Genomic DNA, 16234 nt, shown 5'->3' with positions numbered 1-16234 from the left:
CTCTGCCAGGGCGGGAATGCAGGTTTTTTCGGGAGTTGGAATGACACATTTCACGGGCACTGCAAAATCAATCCGACTGATCGGCGGGGCCCGGGTATTGGACTTCATCAATACCACCAATGGTCGCAGGCCGCATTCCGCACTCAAGGTTCGGGAAGAACGACTCACCAGTTTCAAGTTCTTCATGGAGTGGGCATTACACGCCTCTTTGCTCTCTGAGCAAGAGTACGCTGACTACACCCCTCTGGTGGTTGACTCGGCTATTTCCTTCCAGCCAGACCTGGACGCCATTATTGCCTTCCGAGAGCTTCTGTACGGCGTTTTCCATACGCTGTCATTACGCCAACGTGTCACCGATGAGGCATTACAGCAGATCAATCTGCACTACCGGCAGGGCACGGCGTGGCGAGTGTTGCGCGCCATCGACGGGGTGCCCGCGTGGGGCTGGCGCACCTGCACCTCTGCGCAAGAGTTGACGTCGATGCTGATAGCGCGCCTGGCCACAGACGCGACGCAACTGCTGGTATCAAGCCAGCTTCACGCATTGAGGAGCTGCAGTTGTACTGATTGCGATTGGATATTTCTCGACCTCTCCAAAAGTAAACAACGCAAATGGTGCCAGATGAGTGTGTGTGGCAGCCGAGAGAAGCTGAGCCGACTCAAACAGGCGGCCGGTCATCTTTAGTTGCAACGCAATACGGTGGGCGATGGGAAGCAATTGCTCCGCTTAATAGGAAACATTACTATTCACGCCCCGCCTTCCAGTGCTCACGCGATGATTCCTCAGCCGCCCCGCAGAACAGGCTTTTTCGAGCATTACGAAGAGTTGATCGGAACCTGGACACGCCGTCTGAGAAACCGTCAGCAGGCCGAAGACCTGGCGCACGACACCTTCGTGAAGGTGCTTGAGTCGCGTTCGAGCGACGTTGAGCAACCGCGCGCCTATCTGCATCAAACGGCGCGCAACATCGCGGTGGACGCATACCGCCGCGAAGACCGGCGAGAGGCGCTGGCGTTGGACGCCATTGATCAGCGTTCGTCCCACAGCGGCGACCCGGAGCATGTCATGCACGCGATCCAATTGGCCGACTCCATCGAGCGGGCCTTGGCCGAGTTGCCGCTTAACTGTCGCAAGATATTTATCTGGCAGAAAATCGAGGGCCTCACCCAGCAGGAAATCGCCATCCGCCTGGGCCTGTCTAAAAACATGGTGGAAAAGTATATGATCCGCACCTTGCGGCATCTGCGCGACCGCCTGGACGCCATGGCCCCATGAACTCTGCCCGTTTTGAAACAGGATCTTCCACGATGGATAGCCGTGCTCGCGACGAAGCCGCGCAATGGTTTGTACGCCTGCAAGACGCCGAGTTGAGCCCCGAAGAACAACAGCGTTTTGATGCGTGGTGTGCCGAGCAGCCTGAGCATCAATACGAATTTGAGGTGCTGCAAGGCCTGTGGAGCACCGCGGACCTCGTGCCCACGGCGCGTTTGCAGGCACTGTGTGAGGACCCGGTCGAACGCCCCAAACGTCGCGCGATGGTGCGTTACGCGGTGGCTGCCAGTGCGGTGGCCATCGCCGTAGGGCTTGGCCTGTTCAGCGGGCTTGATCATCCCAGACCCTACAGCGCTGAGTTCAGCACGCGCTTGGGCGAGCATCGCCAAGTGGCATTGCCCGACGGGTCAGTGATGGACCTGAACAGCCGCAGCGTGGTGGCGGTGCACTATGAAAAGGGCCGACGCGGCGTAGACATCAAACAGGGCGAAGCCATGTTCAGCGTCGAGCACGACACCAGCCGCCCGTTTGTCGTGGCCGCCGGTGCGGGGCAGGTCACAGTCACGGGCACGCGTTTTGATGTGCGCCGCGATGACGACCAGACCCGCGTGGTGGTCGAGGCCGGCACGGTCAAGGTGCGGGGGCGAGCGTCGGATCAGGTCGTGATGCTCACGGCAGGGCTCGGCACCCATGTCGATTCTGCCGGGCAAGTCGTTACGGCGTATGCGGTGAATGCCGATGACCTGACAGCCTGGCGCACGGGCAAGTTGGTGTTCAACAACGCCACCCTCGGCGAAGTGGCGCGGGAAGTATCGCGCTATCGCGAGCAGCCGTTGCGGGTCAACACGGCGGCGGTGAGCAATCTGCGGCTGACCAGCGTGTTCAAATCCAGCGACACGGACGCGCTGCTCAAAGCGCTGCCGCATATCCTGCCAGTGGCCGTACGCGCCTTGCCGGACGGCAGCCAGGAAATTATTTCACGCTGACATTCAGGTTTTTTTCGAGTTCTTCGTCTTCTTTTGCAACTGCAACTGGTTTGCATTAACAGCCGCACATTCTTGCGATCACAGGACTAGGTTCGACGTGAAAAAACTTGTCGTGAACAACACTAAAGTCTCCCGCTGGGCGCCCCTGGCGCTGGCGCTTGCGGTCAGTTCCGCGCTGCCTGCGGCCTATGCGGCCGACGGCATCCATATTCGCTCCCAACCGCTGGGCGCTGCGCTGAGTCAACTGGGCCAGCAGACTTCCCTGCAAGTGTTCTTCAGCCCTGACATGGTCGCGGGTAAACAAGCGCCTGCAGTGGACGGCAACCTGTCGCCCGAGCAGGCCCTGCGCCAATTGCTCCAGGGCAGCGGCCTGGATTACCGGATCGATGCCGGTTCCGTGACCCTTCGCCCACTGCACGGCGGCACGGGTGAAACCGGTTCGCCGCTGGAGCTGGGCGTCACGGATATCAAAGTGGTCGGCGACTGGCTGGGCGATGCCGATGCCCAAGTGGTGCAGAACCATCCGGGCGCACGTACCGTGATCCGCCGTGAAGCCATGGTGGAGCAGGGGGCGATGAATATCAGTGATGTGCTGCGCCGCGTCCCTGGCGTGCAGGTGCAAGAGGCCAACGGCACCGGTGGCAGCGATATTTCCCTCAACGTCGGCGTGCGTGGCCTGACCTCACGTCTGTCGCCACGCTCCACCGTATTGATTGACGGCGTACCGGCGGCGTTCGCCCCGTATGGACAGCCGCAACTGTCGATGGCGCCGATTTCTGCCGGTAACCTGGACAGCATCGACGTGGTACGCGGCGCCGGTTCCGTGCGTTATGGGCCGCAGAACGTGGGGGGCGTGATCAACTTCGTGACCCGCGCGATTCCGGAGCAAGCCTCGGGTGAAGTCGGCACCACCCTGGAAACCTCCGCCCACGGCGGCTGGAAGCACGTCGACAACGCTTTTGTCGGCGGTACCGCCGATAACGGCATGGGTGTGGCCTTGCTGTATACCGGGGTAAATGGCAACGGCTACCGCAACAGCAATAACGCCAATGACATCGACGACGTGATCCTCAAGACCCACTGGGCGCCGACCGATCAAGACGATTTCTCGCTGAACTTCCACTATTACAATGCCAATGCCGATATGCCCGGTGGCCTGACCCAGAAGCAGTTTGACGCCAACCCGTATCAATCGGTGCGCGATTGGGACAATTTCAGCGGCCGCCGCAAGGATGTGTCCTTCAAGTACATCCGCCAGATCGACGACCGTACCCAGGCCGAAGTGCTGACTTATTACATCGACAGCTTCCGTGGCAGCAACATTGCCAACCGCGACCTCAAGACCATCAGTTCCTACCCGCGCAGCTATTACACCTTCGGCATCGAGCCGCGGGTGTCCCATGTGTTCGACGCAGGGCCAAGCACCCAGGAGGTCAGCGCCGGTTATCGCTACCTCAAAGAAGGCATGCATGAACAGGCCAGCAGCCTCAATCTGGTCAACAACGTGCCGACGCCGGGCGGTCAAAATGACGGCCATGTTTACCAGGATCGCACCGGCGGTACCGTGGCCAACGCGTTTTATATCGACAACAAAATCGATATCGGCAAGTGGACCGTCACGCCGGGCATTCGCTTGGAACACATTGAAACCAATTGGCATGACCGCCCGGTGGTCGCCCTGAACGGTGTGCGCACCGTGGAAAAGAATCGCAAGATCAACAGTAACGAGCCGTTGCCGGCGTTGAGCGTGATGTACCACATTTCCGATGCCTGGAAAGTCTTTGCCAACTACGAAACCTCATTCGGCAGCCTGCAGTACGCGCAGATCGGGCAGGGCGGTCGCGTCAACCAGACGGCCGACGGCCTGAACCCGGAAAAGGCCAAGACCTACGAGATCGGCACACGCTATAACGACAGCGTCTGGGGCGGCGAAGTGACGCTGTTCTACATCGATTTCTCGGATGAGCTGCAATATGTGAGCAACGACGTGGGTTGGACCAACCTCGGCGCCACCAAGCACCAGGGTATCGAAACCTCGGCTCACTACGACCTGTCGAACCTGGACCCACGTCTGGACGGCCTGACTGCCAACGCGGGCTTCACCTACACCAAGGCTACCGCCGAGGGTGATGTGCCGTTCAAGGGCCGCGACCTGCCGCTCTACTCCCGTGAAGTGGTGACGGCGGGCCTGCGCTACGACATCAACCACTGGACCCATAACCTGGACGTCTATGCCCAGTCCGGTCAACGTGCGCCGGGTACCGGCACCACCTACATCACCCAGGGTACCGCCGACGGCCAGTACGGCGATATTCCCGGTTATGTCTCGGTCAACGTGCGCAGTGGGTATGACTTCGGTGCGCAATTGTCGAACCTGAAACTGGGTGTGGGCGTGAAGAACCTCTTCGACCAGCAGCACTACACGCGCTCCAGTGACAACAACGCCGGGTTGTACCTCGGTCAGCCGCGTACGTTCTTCGTGCAGGCCAGCGTTGGTTTCTGATCGGCCGTGTGTAAGAAAAATCGCAGCTTAAGGGCAGCGATTTTTTTTGGCTTTTTTCCATGTACTTACCGAGCTGCCTGAGCCTTGTCAGGAACTGTTTGCGCGAATTCGCCACACAGGTTGTAACCAGCGACGTTGATCGTACTGGTTGTTTTCAGACGCCGAGCCAGGGGCCAGACATGACTTCATCTTCGTTTCAATCCGGCCAGACCGAGGGCCGGTGCACCGTTAATGGCTGGCGTGGGGTTGCCTGCTCCACATCGCCAGGCGAGGAGGGCAACAGCATGGCCCTGTCAACGATGTACGCCGCCGAAACGCTGCGCATGAAAGCGTTCGTGGGGCAGCACAAATTCCAGGCGCCCGTTGCAGATGATTTTGCCCGCGGGCTGCTTGCGCCAGAGCCTGCCAACCGTCCTGACACTCACTGTTTGAGGCAACCCACTTTCCGTTGGGCCGCGCTGCTCAATAGCCTCACCGCCATATGGCGAGGGCAAACACCTGGGTGATCCAGTGTTACATGCTGTTATGGGGATTCTCCTGCCACCCGGAACTATCGCGTGGCGCTAACCACATATCCGTTGCTTGCTACCCAGAGGGTGAATCGATGATTCAGGGCCCCTGGTACTGACTTTCAGGCAAGCATGGATCTGCAAAAGGCGAGAGATGAAGCATGAAGATTGAGGGTGCATTACTGCGCGCGCAGCCAATCGGCGTGGACGGGCCAGAGGTATGTCGGGTTTCATCGCCCCGCGTTTTTCATTCGCCCGGCGATGAGCCATTTGCAACACGAGATTTGCCGTCGCAGCGGCCCATGCTGTGGCGTGGAGGCTTGTCTTCGTTGCGCCAGCAGGCCCTGCAAAATGCGCCCACGGTTCGCGCCAACACCACACCACCGGGTCCGAACTCCACCGATAGCCAACTGGCGGGCGAGTTGGCGAAACACTTTGGCGAGCTGCACGGTTTTTTAAAGGAAGGCCGTTTGACGCAGGCATCGTTGCGCCAGATCGCAGCTCAAACCTTGAGTGGAGAGTAAGGTGCGCGACCGTATGATCCTGCTGGTCAGGGAAATTCTCAACCGCCCGCTGCTGAACGACGCGATCATCGACGGTGCGGGGTACATCACCCGTGACAGCCTGAACGCAGCGGCTGCGGCGTTGCTGGGTAACAGCTCCCCCGGCGCCTTCAGCCAGGACCCTTTTCATGATCAGGGCAACGCCGAGGTCGTAAAGGCTTTGCAGGGCTATTTCAAACAATTGCGGGATATACCCAAAGATCGCACGGTATTTTTTGAAACGTTTGAATACCTGGAAATAACCCAACTCAAAACCGTGATGAGTGACCCTGACGACCTTGATTCGCAAGGCCGACCGCTGTTGGAGCCCGCGACTGGGCTACCGAAGAAAAAGTACAGTGAACACTGCGTCTACACCGCCAAGAACATCATTGAGCGCCCAGGCCTGCTGCGTTCGCTGGAACGTGCCAACAACATGCGTTTGCTGGGGCGCCCCAGGCACGAGGGCTGGCTTTGCAACAAAAGCCTGGAACGCTGGCTGGAACAATACGAAGCCCACAAAGCCAGATAAACCCTGGCTGTGTGGGTTGAGCGTTTTACACCTTGAGAATTTTACCGCTGACGGCCACCCCGGCCAGCAGCAGCGCAATCAGCACAAAGGCCGTGCTCAGGCTGCTGCCGTGGGCGATAAACCCGATAACTGCAGGCCCGGCGAGAATACCGGCATACCCCAGCGTGGTGATGGCCGGTACGGCGATATGTTCCGGCATGACCGTTTGTTTACCGACGGCGGTGTACAGCACCGGCACGATATTCGAGCAGCCGGCACCCACCAGGGCATACCCCAGCAGCGCGGTTTCCCAGGCCGGCAATAACGTGGCAAGCAACATGCCAGCAGTGGCCAGCGCGCCGCCGATGACGATCACGCGGGTGGCGCCCAGGCGGCGGACAATCGAATCACCGGTCAGGCGTCCTGCGGTCATGGTCAAGGCAAACGCCGCGTATCCCAGGCCGGCGCAGGCTTCATCAAGACCGCGTTCTGCACTGAGGAACACCGCGCTCCAATCCAGCACGGCGCCTTCGGCCAGGAACACGATGAAACACAGGCAGCCAATAAACAACACCACACCGTGTGGCACGGCAAACGCAGGGCCAGAGCTTTCGCTGCCGTAGGGCAGCAGATGAGGCCCGGCCTTTAACAACGCAAGCGCCATGATGACGATCACCACCAGGGTCGCCTGCAACGGCGACAAGCCCAGCCCCAGTAACCCGGCAACCCCCGCCGCGCCGACGATGCCGCCAAGGCTGAACAAACCGTGGAAGCCCGACATCATGGTTTTGCCGCTGGCGCGTTCAACGATGACGGCCTGCAGGTTGACGGTCGAATCCACAGTGCCCAGGCCCGCCCCAAACAGGAATAACCCGGCTATCAGCAAGGGGATCGAACTGACCGTGGCGAGCATCGGCAGTGCCAGGCAGATCATGATCGTGCCGGCCGTCAGTACCCGTCGGCAGCCGAAGCGAGAGGCGAGTGCACCCGCCATCGGCATCGCGATGATCGAACCGACGCCCAGGCACAACAGCAACAGGCCCAGCGTGCCTTCATTCAGATTGGCGCGCGCCTTGGCGTAAGGCACCAGCGGCGCCCAGGCTGCGATACCGAAGCCGGCGATGAAAAAGGCGATACGGGTCGACATTTGTTCCAACCGCCCGGGAACCACGGGCGCTGGGGTGGGGATGGCAGTCATGAAAAATCCTTGGTTTTGCGTTCAACGAACGATGTCCGGCGCGACATCCTTGCACATCAGGCCCTGTCGAGCGAGCCGGGTTCCCTTCAAGCGAGGGCCCGACACCCAGGTGCGGGTTTATTGTTACAGGAGCGGAACGTCCTCGACGGTGGCGACCACACAGAGAGGCTATCGGATTCTTCGGCGGTGGTCTGGAAGGTGCGTAATCCGCGTGAGAACGGATGAACCCCAGGTTTTTTGCGTTGGATTACCACCTTCCAGTCCACTGCCCACTGTGCAGCCTTTCTGTAATACGCTGCTGCCAAGTGTGTGAGCAACCGGAGAAATACGCCGATGAATATTCTTGTGAAGGCATCGCTATGACGCTGTTCTATGACGCGCGGGGCAATATTTACGGTGTGGTCAGCCCCGGCTATCTGCGCAGCAGAGGCATTGCAGTGCCTGAGTCCGCCAAGCTGGCTGCCAGCACTCGAAAAGAATGGACAGCCTCAGCGATTGCGTCGGAGTGTGAGTGGGGCACGTTACCGCGTGCGGGCAATGCCAAGGCGCACCGCTGCGATGGTTTGCTGGTGGGGCCGTTCCAGTCTGCGCCGCCGTTTGACGTGTTGATCCTTAATACCGATGGCACGCTCGCCGAACGCAGTGGTAACGGGTTGACGATTTTCTCCCAGGCGCTGACGGATCAAGGTTTGATGGCCCAGGGGTGTGAGTTGCACGTGCATCACGACAAGCACGATGCAGCCTCGCCGGTGGCGACCTATTCGCAGCCGGCGACCTTTGAACAGGTTGCCGGTTTCTGGTTGGCCTTGGGGCAACCGGAATTCGGGCCAGCAGCGGTAGCCGCTGCCGGTGTTGACGCAGTAACGCTGGGGCAATGTGATTTCAGCCATGTGGCTGCACTGGCGGCGATCGATCCGCAATGGGCCGTCAGCCAGTTTGTCCGCGTGGGCAATCCTCATTGTGTGACGCTCGTCGAGCATGTCCAGGCCTTGCCGGACAATCAGTCGATGCACCAGCCCGCACTGTTTGAGCCGCTACGGGCCATTGCCTTTGCGCCGCCAGGCGGACGCGGCCAACCTTGTTCGGCTGGGGTCAATCTGCAATGGGCCGTACATTCTTCAGGCAATCGGGTCATCGCAAGGGTGTTTGAGCGCGGAGAAGGACCTACCGCGTCCTCGGGTACCAGCGCCAGTGCAGTTGCCTGCGCGGCATGGCGCGCGGGTTGGGTTGACGCCGGCGAGGTGGCCGTGGTCATGCCGGGTGGCACAGTGCCGGTGCATTTACAGTGCGAGGCCGAAACGCTGCTGAGCGTCAGTCTGTTCGGGACTGCATGCGTGCAAGCCTAAAGTATTAGAAGTGGCTGATATCTTGAATACGTGTCAGCCGTTTCTTTATCGTTTAGTTGTATGGTTGGAGTTGGTGTAAGAAGTTTCTTGTTGTTGAAGGTTATTGAGTTCTACGAATTTATTATTTTGTAAAAGACGCGTCCGACCACGCTGTGCGAAACGTCTTTTTTATTTTTAAAGGGTCAAATTCCGCCTGAAGTCGCTAAGATTTATTGGGTTCAGGCGCTTTTTCCCGGCAGTTCAATCAATGCCCGATGGGGGGAGGCCTTTCAGTCAAATAATTGATGACGGGTAACTTAGGGATGGTTGAAACATCTGCCGCGCCACGTTTCAAGTTGATACTTCCAGACATAAACAATGACTTTCAGGTACTCGCTTTCAAAGGCCGAGAAGCCCTTGATCAGCCTTACTTCATTACCGTGCATTTAGTCAGCGAAAATTCCTCTCTGGATCTGGAGGCGCTGCTTCACCAGCCGGCTTACCTTGACTTTGGCGAATCCGATGCGGGGCTGCATGGGCACATCTATGCTATCGGCCGTGAGGGGCCCGGCGTTCGGCTCACTCGCTATCGTCTCACCCTGGCACCACGCCTGGCGTGCCTTGCCCATCGACACAACCAGCGGATCTTCCAACAACGCAGTGTGCCGCAGATTATTGCGGCGGTACTTGAGCACCACGGCATTCTGGCGGACGCCTATGCCTTCGAACTGGGCCCCGTGGCCTACCCACCCCGTTCGTTCTGCGTTCAGTACGCGGAAACCGACCTGCACTTTATCCAGCGGTTGTGCGAGGAGGAGGGTATTCACTACCACTTTCGCCATAGTCCGAATAATCACGTGCTGGTGTTTGGTGATGACCAGACGGTGTTTCGGCGCCTGGCTGCACAGCGATTTTGTTCGACACACGAGTTGACCAAAACAAGAGCTATCCGGCAGTTCGGCGTGCGTCTGGAGACCCGTACCCAGCTGACGGTGCGCCGTGATCATGACTTCGAGCATCCGTCGCTGCGCCTGGAAGACAAGGCCGGGCCTGCATCGACGCAGCGCCTTGAGGACTACCATTACCCGGCTGGTTTCAACGACCATGCGCGAGGTCGGCAATTGGCGCACAGGGGCCTGGAGCGGCATCGGCGCGACCGCCAGCGTGCCGTGGGCAAAAGTAATCAACCGGTGCTGGGCAGCGGCCATTTTCTTGAGCTGTGTGACCACCCGGACCCCACCTGCAACGACCTGTGGTTGCTCACGTCGGTGCATCACGAGGGGTATCAACCGCAGGTGCTGGAGGAAGCGACGCCTGTGGCGGGCACATTCCATGGCTACCGCAACCGGTTTAGTGCAACACCCTGGCGCGCCGTGCATCGGCCCCCCCTCCGACACCCGAAACCCAGCCTCAATGGCAGCCAAACCGCCATCGTGACGGGGCCAGCAGGCGAGGAGGTGCACTGCGACGCCTACGGCCGAGTGAAGGTACGTTTTCATTGGGACCGCCTCGACCCCACGGATGACAACAGCAGTTGCTGGGTACGGGTAGCATCCGGCTGGGCGGGTGATGGCTTCGGCGCCATGCTGATTCCGCGGGTGGGCATGGAGGTGCTGGTAACCTTTCTGGAAGGCGACCCGGACCAGCCGTTGATCAACGGCTGCCTGCCCAATGCGTTGCACAGGCCGGCTTACCCTTTGCCGCAACACAAGACACGCAGTGTGTTGCGCAGCTGCAGTGTTCCGGGGGGCAGGGGTGCCAACGAACTGCACCTCGAGGACCGCTACGGCGAGGAACTCATCTACCTGCGCGCCCAACGGGACCTGGAACAGCAGGTCGGCCATGACAGTCGCCTTGAGGTGGCGGGAGAGCGGCGGGAAATCATCCGCGGGTTAAGCACGGTTCACTTGGAAAGTGGCGAGCAGCGCCATATCACCGGGGACCGCACTGTCATGCTTGGCACGAACGATCGGCTGGAGGTGCAGGGAGACAGTCAGACGCATATCGGTCAGTCCATGGTTATCCAGGCCGGGCAGCAGATCGTCCTCAAGGCCGGCGCCAGCCTGGTCATCGATGCGGGCGCACAATTGAGCCTCAAGGCCGGGGGCGAGCACCTGATTATCCAGGCGGGCGGCATTTTCAGCAGCCGGCCTGTCACCGTTGGCGGCTTGCCACCCCTCACTTGGTCGGCGAACCCATTATCGGCCATGGATGCGCCGAACCTTTCGACGGCCCAAGGCGTCCTTCTGGACGAGGCCCGGCAGTTGGGCGCGGACTTCTGCCCGGTGTGCGAGGCGTGTCGTAAAGGCCAGTGCACCCTCATGCGGAGGGCTGCCTGATGCCAAGTGAGCCGGGCCGGTGGATGGCTGAACAACAGCAGGCGGGGCGCCGACTGTGCTTGATCCTTGATGGTCACCACGACGCATGTCAGCAGCTGTTGGCGGTGCGCAACCTGTCACAGTATTGCTGCCTGTACGCTGAGACCGCCCTGGCCGAGTTGGCAGTGGCGGGCCCGGTGATTCTGCTGGTGGAGCAGGCGGACGAACCCGCGCTGGTTGACCTGCTGCACCACCCCGAAGCGAACTGGGGCTGGTTGGGCAGCCTGCCCGGCGATGATCTGGCTGGTGTGGTTCGGCATTGGCGCGAACGTCTGCTGGTAGGGCGCCAGGGAGGCCAGGCCCTGTATCGCTTTCACGATAATCGCACCTTGGCACGTGCTTTGACCCATTTGCAGGGCGGGCACTGGCCAGTGTTTCTCGGCCCACTGATCAGTGTGTGCTATTGGCACCAGGGCCGTTGGTGTCAGGGTGAGAACCCAACGCCCGGTGAGTATCCGGTGCCTGTGCCTGCGCCCTGGCTGAACACGCCCAACCCTCAGGCCGAAGTGATCCTGCACGCCAATATCCTGCGTTATCTACTGACTGAACACAGCGAAAAGCTCGCCGGCTTGGTCGAGTTTCAGGACCCCAGAGTTTGGCTGGCGCAGGTTCTTGAGCAGGCTCGTGCCTGGCAATGGCGAGGCCCCCAGCAGCTCGAGTTTCTGGTGGTGCGCCGGTTGGAGGAGGCGACGCAAGGCAGCACGATGCGGTGGCAGCCGATAGCGGGCGAGGCACCAGCGGAACATTTTGAGCGGGTGTTACGGGAGTGGCAAAAGCATGAATAGGTGGGCGTGCAGCGTTTTGATAACGCTCGGTGCTGGATGGCTCTCGGGTTGTGCGCTGACACCGCCGGCTGAGCGTTTTACGCTGGAGGTGGATTTGCCGGCGCAATTTCGATTTATCGGTGCGGCCAACTACCGTCCCGCCAGGTATGAGCTCTGTACCTTGCCGCAGCGTCGAGGCAAAAGGCCTGAACGCAAGATCTTTATTGCCGATTACAAACCCGTGGCTGGACGGGTGAGCTATGAGTTCCCGCTGACTGAAACCATTGAGGGGTGCCCTTCGGTGTTGCGTAGCGTGGAGTTCACTCTTTATGCGAAGTGGGGTGAGCTTGACACTGATGTAGGGGGGAGCTTCGCGGCAATGTCTTTCGCAGATCCTATTGAGTCTGAACGCGTAGCAGCGATGCCCGAGTCGGGTGTACAGGAGTTAATTGGACAATGCATGTGGTTTTTCCGGACGGCCGGCCCCGAGCATGCGATCAGAAAACTTTTGGAATGTAACGCGTTGGACGCGAACGGGAAAAGGCAACAAACGCGCCCAGGTGGTGTAGTACAGAGAGAGCTGCTTCCTGGGAAAAAAGTAAGGCTGACGTTGAGCGTTACAGACGAGGAGGCACCCGCTTTTGAGGATACTTGGCTGGCTGTACCGGGGGGGTGGAGACGGTGCCGGGGTAAAAATTTTGAAGATCTATCCGGATACTGTGGCAGTAATACCACGGACTTTAAACCTATAACGATGCCGGATGGACGTGTCTGCGATGTTTATCCAACGTGCAATTAACAAGGAGTTGATTCATGAACCAGGCAGCATGGAAGCAACCTTTTTTCAGTAACGAGATGTCTGCTTGCCCGTTGAAAGGGCATTGGGCAAGCGTTTCTCTGGTTGACGAAACGGGCAGCGGGAAGGCTTATGGCGGGCTTGTCTACACAATCCAGGACAATACAGGGCGTCTGTACAAAGGAAGGTTGAATGGAGAGGGGTATGCCAAGCTCGAAGGGTTTTACTGTGGCCCGGTAATTCTTTCTCTGGATTCGCAGTATTCCGGCGAGGAGGAGCCGTATTCCAAATTGAGAAAGCGCAAGACTTACCCGTTACCTATCACCGAACTTCAAGCCCGCGCCGAACACACCCGATTTTCAGCGGCTGATGGCCAACGTATAGAGGGCAACCCTGCACAACGCCAGGCCGACCGATTTTATCAGGTTGAGGTGCGCGATCTGGTACGACATATTGCCCATCTGCCGCCGTTTGCCTCCAGAACCTATCACCCCCCAAGGCATGCGCTGAAAATGATGGCCGAGCTGGGGTTCGGTCCGGCGCAGCCCGCATTGTCAGGCGTCGTGTTGTTCCCCAACCTGCACACGGTGTTGGAGGTACGGCCTTTGCGGGCACTGCGCCCGATGTTGTCGACCGATGATCAGTTTTGTGCGTTGAACCTGTATCAATTGGCGTTGATGTCCACATTGAGCTACTGCAATTTTGGCCAGCAGCCTGCAAAACCTCCGGTGGAACACGTCAGTTTTCCCCTGGATCCCAGCGCAGGCAATCTGTTCGCGGAAAAACTCTCGGGGTTTCAAGAAGCCTGGAAGGTTGATCGTGATCAGTCTCAGCGTTTTTTCCCGTTGTATGAAGAGGTTCCATACTCCCAGCGGTTTGAGATTTTGCCCTTCGATCCTGAGTTGTATCCACAGAATCGGCCGGAGCTTGGAGAGAAACAGGAACATCCTGCCAGCCTGCATTTTTTTGATGATGAAGCGTCCGGTACGGATACCCAAGCGTTTATCAGTCATCACAACGAAGTAATTCTGATCGCTGTTCGAGGCACCGCCAGTGGTGCCGATGCACTACGCGACGCTAATGCCCACCAAGTGCCCTTTACCGATGGTGTTGGCAAAGCCCATGAGGGTTTTTATCTGGCCTATCGAGCGATGCGCGATTTTGTTCTGCATTACCTTGATCAATTCCACAACGGCCAGCGCATTGTGATTTGTGGCCACAGCCTTGGCGGCGCCATCGCGTTACTCCTGGCAGAGGGGTTACGCCGAGTTACTCGCGTTAAGTACAACATCCTCCTCTACACCTACGGCGCTCCCCGCGCCGCAGACTCCGAGTTCACCGAAGGCGCCACCGCCCTTATCCATCATCGCATCGTCAACCACAACGATCCGGTCCCCAGTGTCCCTGCTACGTGGATGAATACCACCGCCAAACTCTGGGTGCCGGGCGCCATCACGCTTTTTGCCGCGCCGGGGGCGGGTGGCCTGCTGTTCGCTGCCGGCCTTGTGCGTGTCGGCGGCAACCCTTACCAGCACCACGGCGAACAGCAGCACTTCATGCCTATCAAGCTGGCGGACGGCACGCACTCCTCGGTGTTATGGGCGCCCGGTTGTGAATCAATCCTCGAGGCCGGATGCAACCGGGTGCTGCAACTGCAAGGCGATATGCCCGAGCGTGCCAACCTGTTGAAACAACTGTTCCAGGCCAGCCAGCACTTCATGACCGCCAGTTACATTCCAGCCGCGTGGGCCACTCTGCGTCGCTGGCAGCAAACCGTCGACAGCCAGGGGCCTTTGATCACCGCCAGAGAGTTCGAGTTGATAGACCTGGCGCTCGACACAATGACGCAACAACTGCGCGACAAGAACCGCGAGCTCGAGCGTCGCCGCCCACCGAACCAGCGCGATTATGGGCATGCGCATAACCAGGCGCTGAACGCTGAAGTCGACCGCTTGCGCAGCAGCCGACGTCGATTGGAGTCGTTGCGCTGGCGCCGTCTGGACCGGCGTGACGTGTATGGCAGCCACGCCGACTCCACCGGTTTGCAGCCCAGCGTGAAGCGCTGGTTGCGCCACCCTGAAAACCGCAGGTTGGCGCAAATCGCCAGTATTCCTGCGCCGCTTAAGGACAGCGCCGGCCGCGTGCAGCCACTGGATATCGACTCAATTGTCTGACCCGTTGCTTACAAAAACTCCACCTGTGCCGGCCTGCGTTGCATCAGCACCTTGCCATTGCGGATCGAATACAACGGCAGGCCCTGGCTACGGATCACCTCGTAGTCACTGTCTGCCGAAAGGACCAGCAGGTTGGCCGGGCGACCGGGTTCCAGGCCGTAACGATCACCCAGGGCCATGGCCTTGGCGCTGTTGTTGGTGACCAGGTCCAGGGCGCTCTGCAGGTTGCGGTAACCCAGCATGTGGCAGATGTGCAGACCGGCTTCCAGCACGCGCAGGATGTTGCCGTTGCCCAGCGGGTACCAGGGGTCGACGATGGAGTCCTGGCCGAAGCAGACGTTCATGCCGGCCTCGAGCAGTTCATTGACGCGGGTGACGCCTCGGCGTTTCGGGAAACTGTCGAAGCGCCCCTGCAGGTGAATGCTTTCGGTAGGGCAGGAGACGAAGCTGATGCCCGAGTGCCCCAGCAGGCGAAACAGTTTGGCGCAGTAGGCATTGTCATAGGAGCCCATCGCTGTGGTATGGCTGGCGGTGACGCGCGCGCCCATACCGCGGCTGCGGGCTTCTTCGGCGAGCACTTCGAGAAAGCGCGAGTGCGGGTCATCGGTTTCGTCGCAGTGCACGTCCACCAGGCAGCCGGTGCGTTCGGCCAGGTCCATCAGGAACTTCACCGAACTCACCCCTTGGTCGCGGGTGTATTCAAAGTGCGGGATGCCACCGACTACATCAGCGCCCAGGCGAATGGCCTCCTGCATCAGCTCGCGGCCATTACGGTAAGACTCGATGCCCTCCTGCGGGAAGGCGACGATTTGCAGGTCGATCAGGTGAGTGCTTTCTTCACGCACCTCCAGCATGGCTTTGAGCGCGGTGAGGTCAGGGTCGGTGACATCAACGTGGGTGCGCACATGCTGGATGCCATGGGCGGCCAGGGCCTGGATGGTTTTCTTGGCGCGAGCCTTGGTGTCTTCCTGGGTGATGGTGGCTTTGCGCTCGCCCCAGCACTCGATGCCCTCGAACAGGGTACCGCTCATGTTCCAGCGTGGCTCACCGGCGGTCAGTGTCGCGTCGAGATGGATATGTGGCTCCACGAAGGGCGGTATCACCAGGTTGCCGGCGGCGTCGAGGTCACCGGCCATTAACGTGGGGGCCACGGTTTGTGCGGTAATGCGGGCGATCCGGCCGTGTTCCAGGTGCAGATCATGCAGGCCTTCACGGTTGCGCAGGCGGGCATTGATGATATGCATGGGCAAGTTCCTCTTGGCTTTGGATAATCAG

Annotated in this window: 14 protein-coding genes; 12 read left to right on the top strand and 2 right to left on the bottom strand. The window is 59.6% G+C overall.

Annotated features, from left to right (window positions below; translation table 11 throughout):
- Positions 1–40 precede the first annotated feature (40 nt).
- The 7 genes from AOA59_RS31535 to AOA59_RS31505 all read left to right on the top strand — a co-directional run bounded on the left by AOA59_RS31535 (position 41) and on the right by AOA59_RS31505 (position 6345).
- Positions 41–685: an ABATE domain-containing protein gene (locus AOA59_RS31535; RefSeq protein WP_099490149.1), complete on the top strand. Its 645-nt coding sequence runs from the start codon at positions 41–43 to the stop codon at positions 683–685.
- 90 nt (positions 686–775) lie between these two features.
- Positions 776–1276 (top strand): sigma-70 family RNA polymerase sigma factor, encoded by a 501-nt coding sequence (locus AOA59_RS31530; RefSeq protein WP_069786950.1) that lies wholly within the window; start codon positions 776–778, stop codon positions 1274–1276.
- Positions 1277–1308: 32 nt separating this feature from the next.
- Positions 1309–2259, top strand: a complete 951-nt coding sequence (locus AOA59_RS31525) for a FecR family protein (RefSeq protein ID WP_099490123.1) — start codon at positions 1309–1311, stop codon at positions 2257–2259.
- 97 nt (positions 2260–2356) lie between these two features.
- Positions 2357–4762: a TonB-dependent receptor gene (locus AOA59_RS31520; protein WP_099490122.1), complete on the top strand. Its 2406-nt coding sequence runs from the start codon at positions 2357–2359 to the stop codon at positions 4760–4762.
- A 284-nt stretch (positions 4763–5046) separates the two neighbouring features.
- A complete protein-coding gene (locus tag AOA59_RS31515) occupies positions 5047–5268 on the top strand; it encodes a type III secretion effector protein (RefSeq protein WP_099490121.1) in 222 nt (73 codons plus the stop codon).
- A 164-nt stretch (positions 5269–5432) separates the two neighbouring features.
- Positions 5433–5795: a hypothetical protein gene (locus AOA59_RS32220; RefSeq protein WP_139114034.1), complete on the top strand. Its 363-nt coding sequence runs from the start codon at positions 5433–5435 to the stop codon at positions 5793–5795.
- Position 5796: 1 nt separating this feature from the next.
- On the top strand, positions 5797–6345 hold the full coding sequence (locus tag AOA59_RS31505; protein ID WP_065912320.1) for a type III secretion effector protein: 549 nt from the start codon (positions 5797–5799) through the stop codon (positions 6343–6345).
- A 25-nt stretch (positions 6346–6370) separates the two neighbouring features.
- Here the strand turns inward: AOA59_RS31505 and AOA59_RS31500 are convergent, their stop codons facing one another.
- Positions 6371–7522, bottom strand: a complete 1152-nt coding sequence (locus AOA59_RS31500) for an MFS transporter (RefSeq protein WP_099490120.1) — start codon at positions 7520–7522, stop codon at positions 6371–6373.
- A gap of 359 nt (positions 7523–7881) precedes the next feature.
- Between AOA59_RS31500 and AOA59_RS31495 the strand changes: the two genes are divergently transcribed.
- The 5 genes from AOA59_RS31495 (at position 7882) to AOA59_RS31475 (ending at position 14959) form a co-directional block, all read left to right on the top strand.
- Positions 7882–8868 (top strand): diaminopimelate epimerase, encoded by a 987-nt coding sequence (locus AOA59_RS31495; protein WP_099490119.1) that lies wholly within the window; start codon positions 7882–7884, stop codon positions 8866–8868.
- Positions 8869–9170: 302 nt separating this feature from the next.
- Positions 9171–11186: a type VI secretion system tip protein TssI/VgrG gene (gene tssI / locus AOA59_RS31490; protein ID WP_099490118.1), complete on the top strand. Its 2016-nt coding sequence runs from the start codon at positions 9171–9173 to the stop codon at positions 11184–11186.
- The gene (locus AOA59_RS31485) at positions 11186–12010 is read left to right on the top strand and encodes a DUF4123 domain-containing protein (RefSeq protein WP_099490117.1); all 825 of its coding nucleotides are present in this window, start codon (positions 11186–11188) and stop codon (positions 12008–12010) included. Before tssI ends, AOA59_RS31485 begins: the two co-directional genes overlap by 1 nt.
- Positions 12003–12788, top strand: a complete 786-nt coding sequence (locus AOA59_RS31480) for a hypothetical protein (protein WP_099490116.1) — start codon at positions 12003–12005, stop codon at positions 12786–12788. The genes AOA59_RS31485 and AOA59_RS31480 overlap by 8 nt, the downstream gene beginning before the upstream one ends.
- Positions 12789–12802: 14 nt before the next feature.
- On the top strand, positions 12803–14959 hold the full coding sequence (locus tag AOA59_RS31475) for a lipase family protein (protein ID WP_099490115.1): 2157 nt from the start codon (positions 12803–12805) through the stop codon (positions 14957–14959).
- 8 nt (positions 14960–14967) lie between these two features.
- Here AOA59_RS31475 and codA read toward each other — a convergent pair whose 3' ends face one another.
- Positions 14968–16203 carry a cytosine deaminase gene (gene codA / locus AOA59_RS31470; protein WP_099490114.1) on the bottom strand — a complete coding sequence of 412 codons (1236 nt, stop codon included), beginning with the start codon at positions 16201–16203 and terminating at the stop codon, positions 14968–14970.
- Between the last annotated feature and the right edge of the window lie 31 nt (positions 16204–16234).

Source organism: Pseudomonas sp. 2822-15, from assembly GCF_002742515.1.
In the GTDB taxonomy this organism is placed as follows: Bacteria; Pseudomonadota; Gammaproteobacteria; order Pseudomonadales; family Pseudomonadaceae; genus Aquipseudomonas; species Aquipseudomonas salomonii.
This window is presented reverse-complemented; position numbering and strand designations above follow the sequence as displayed.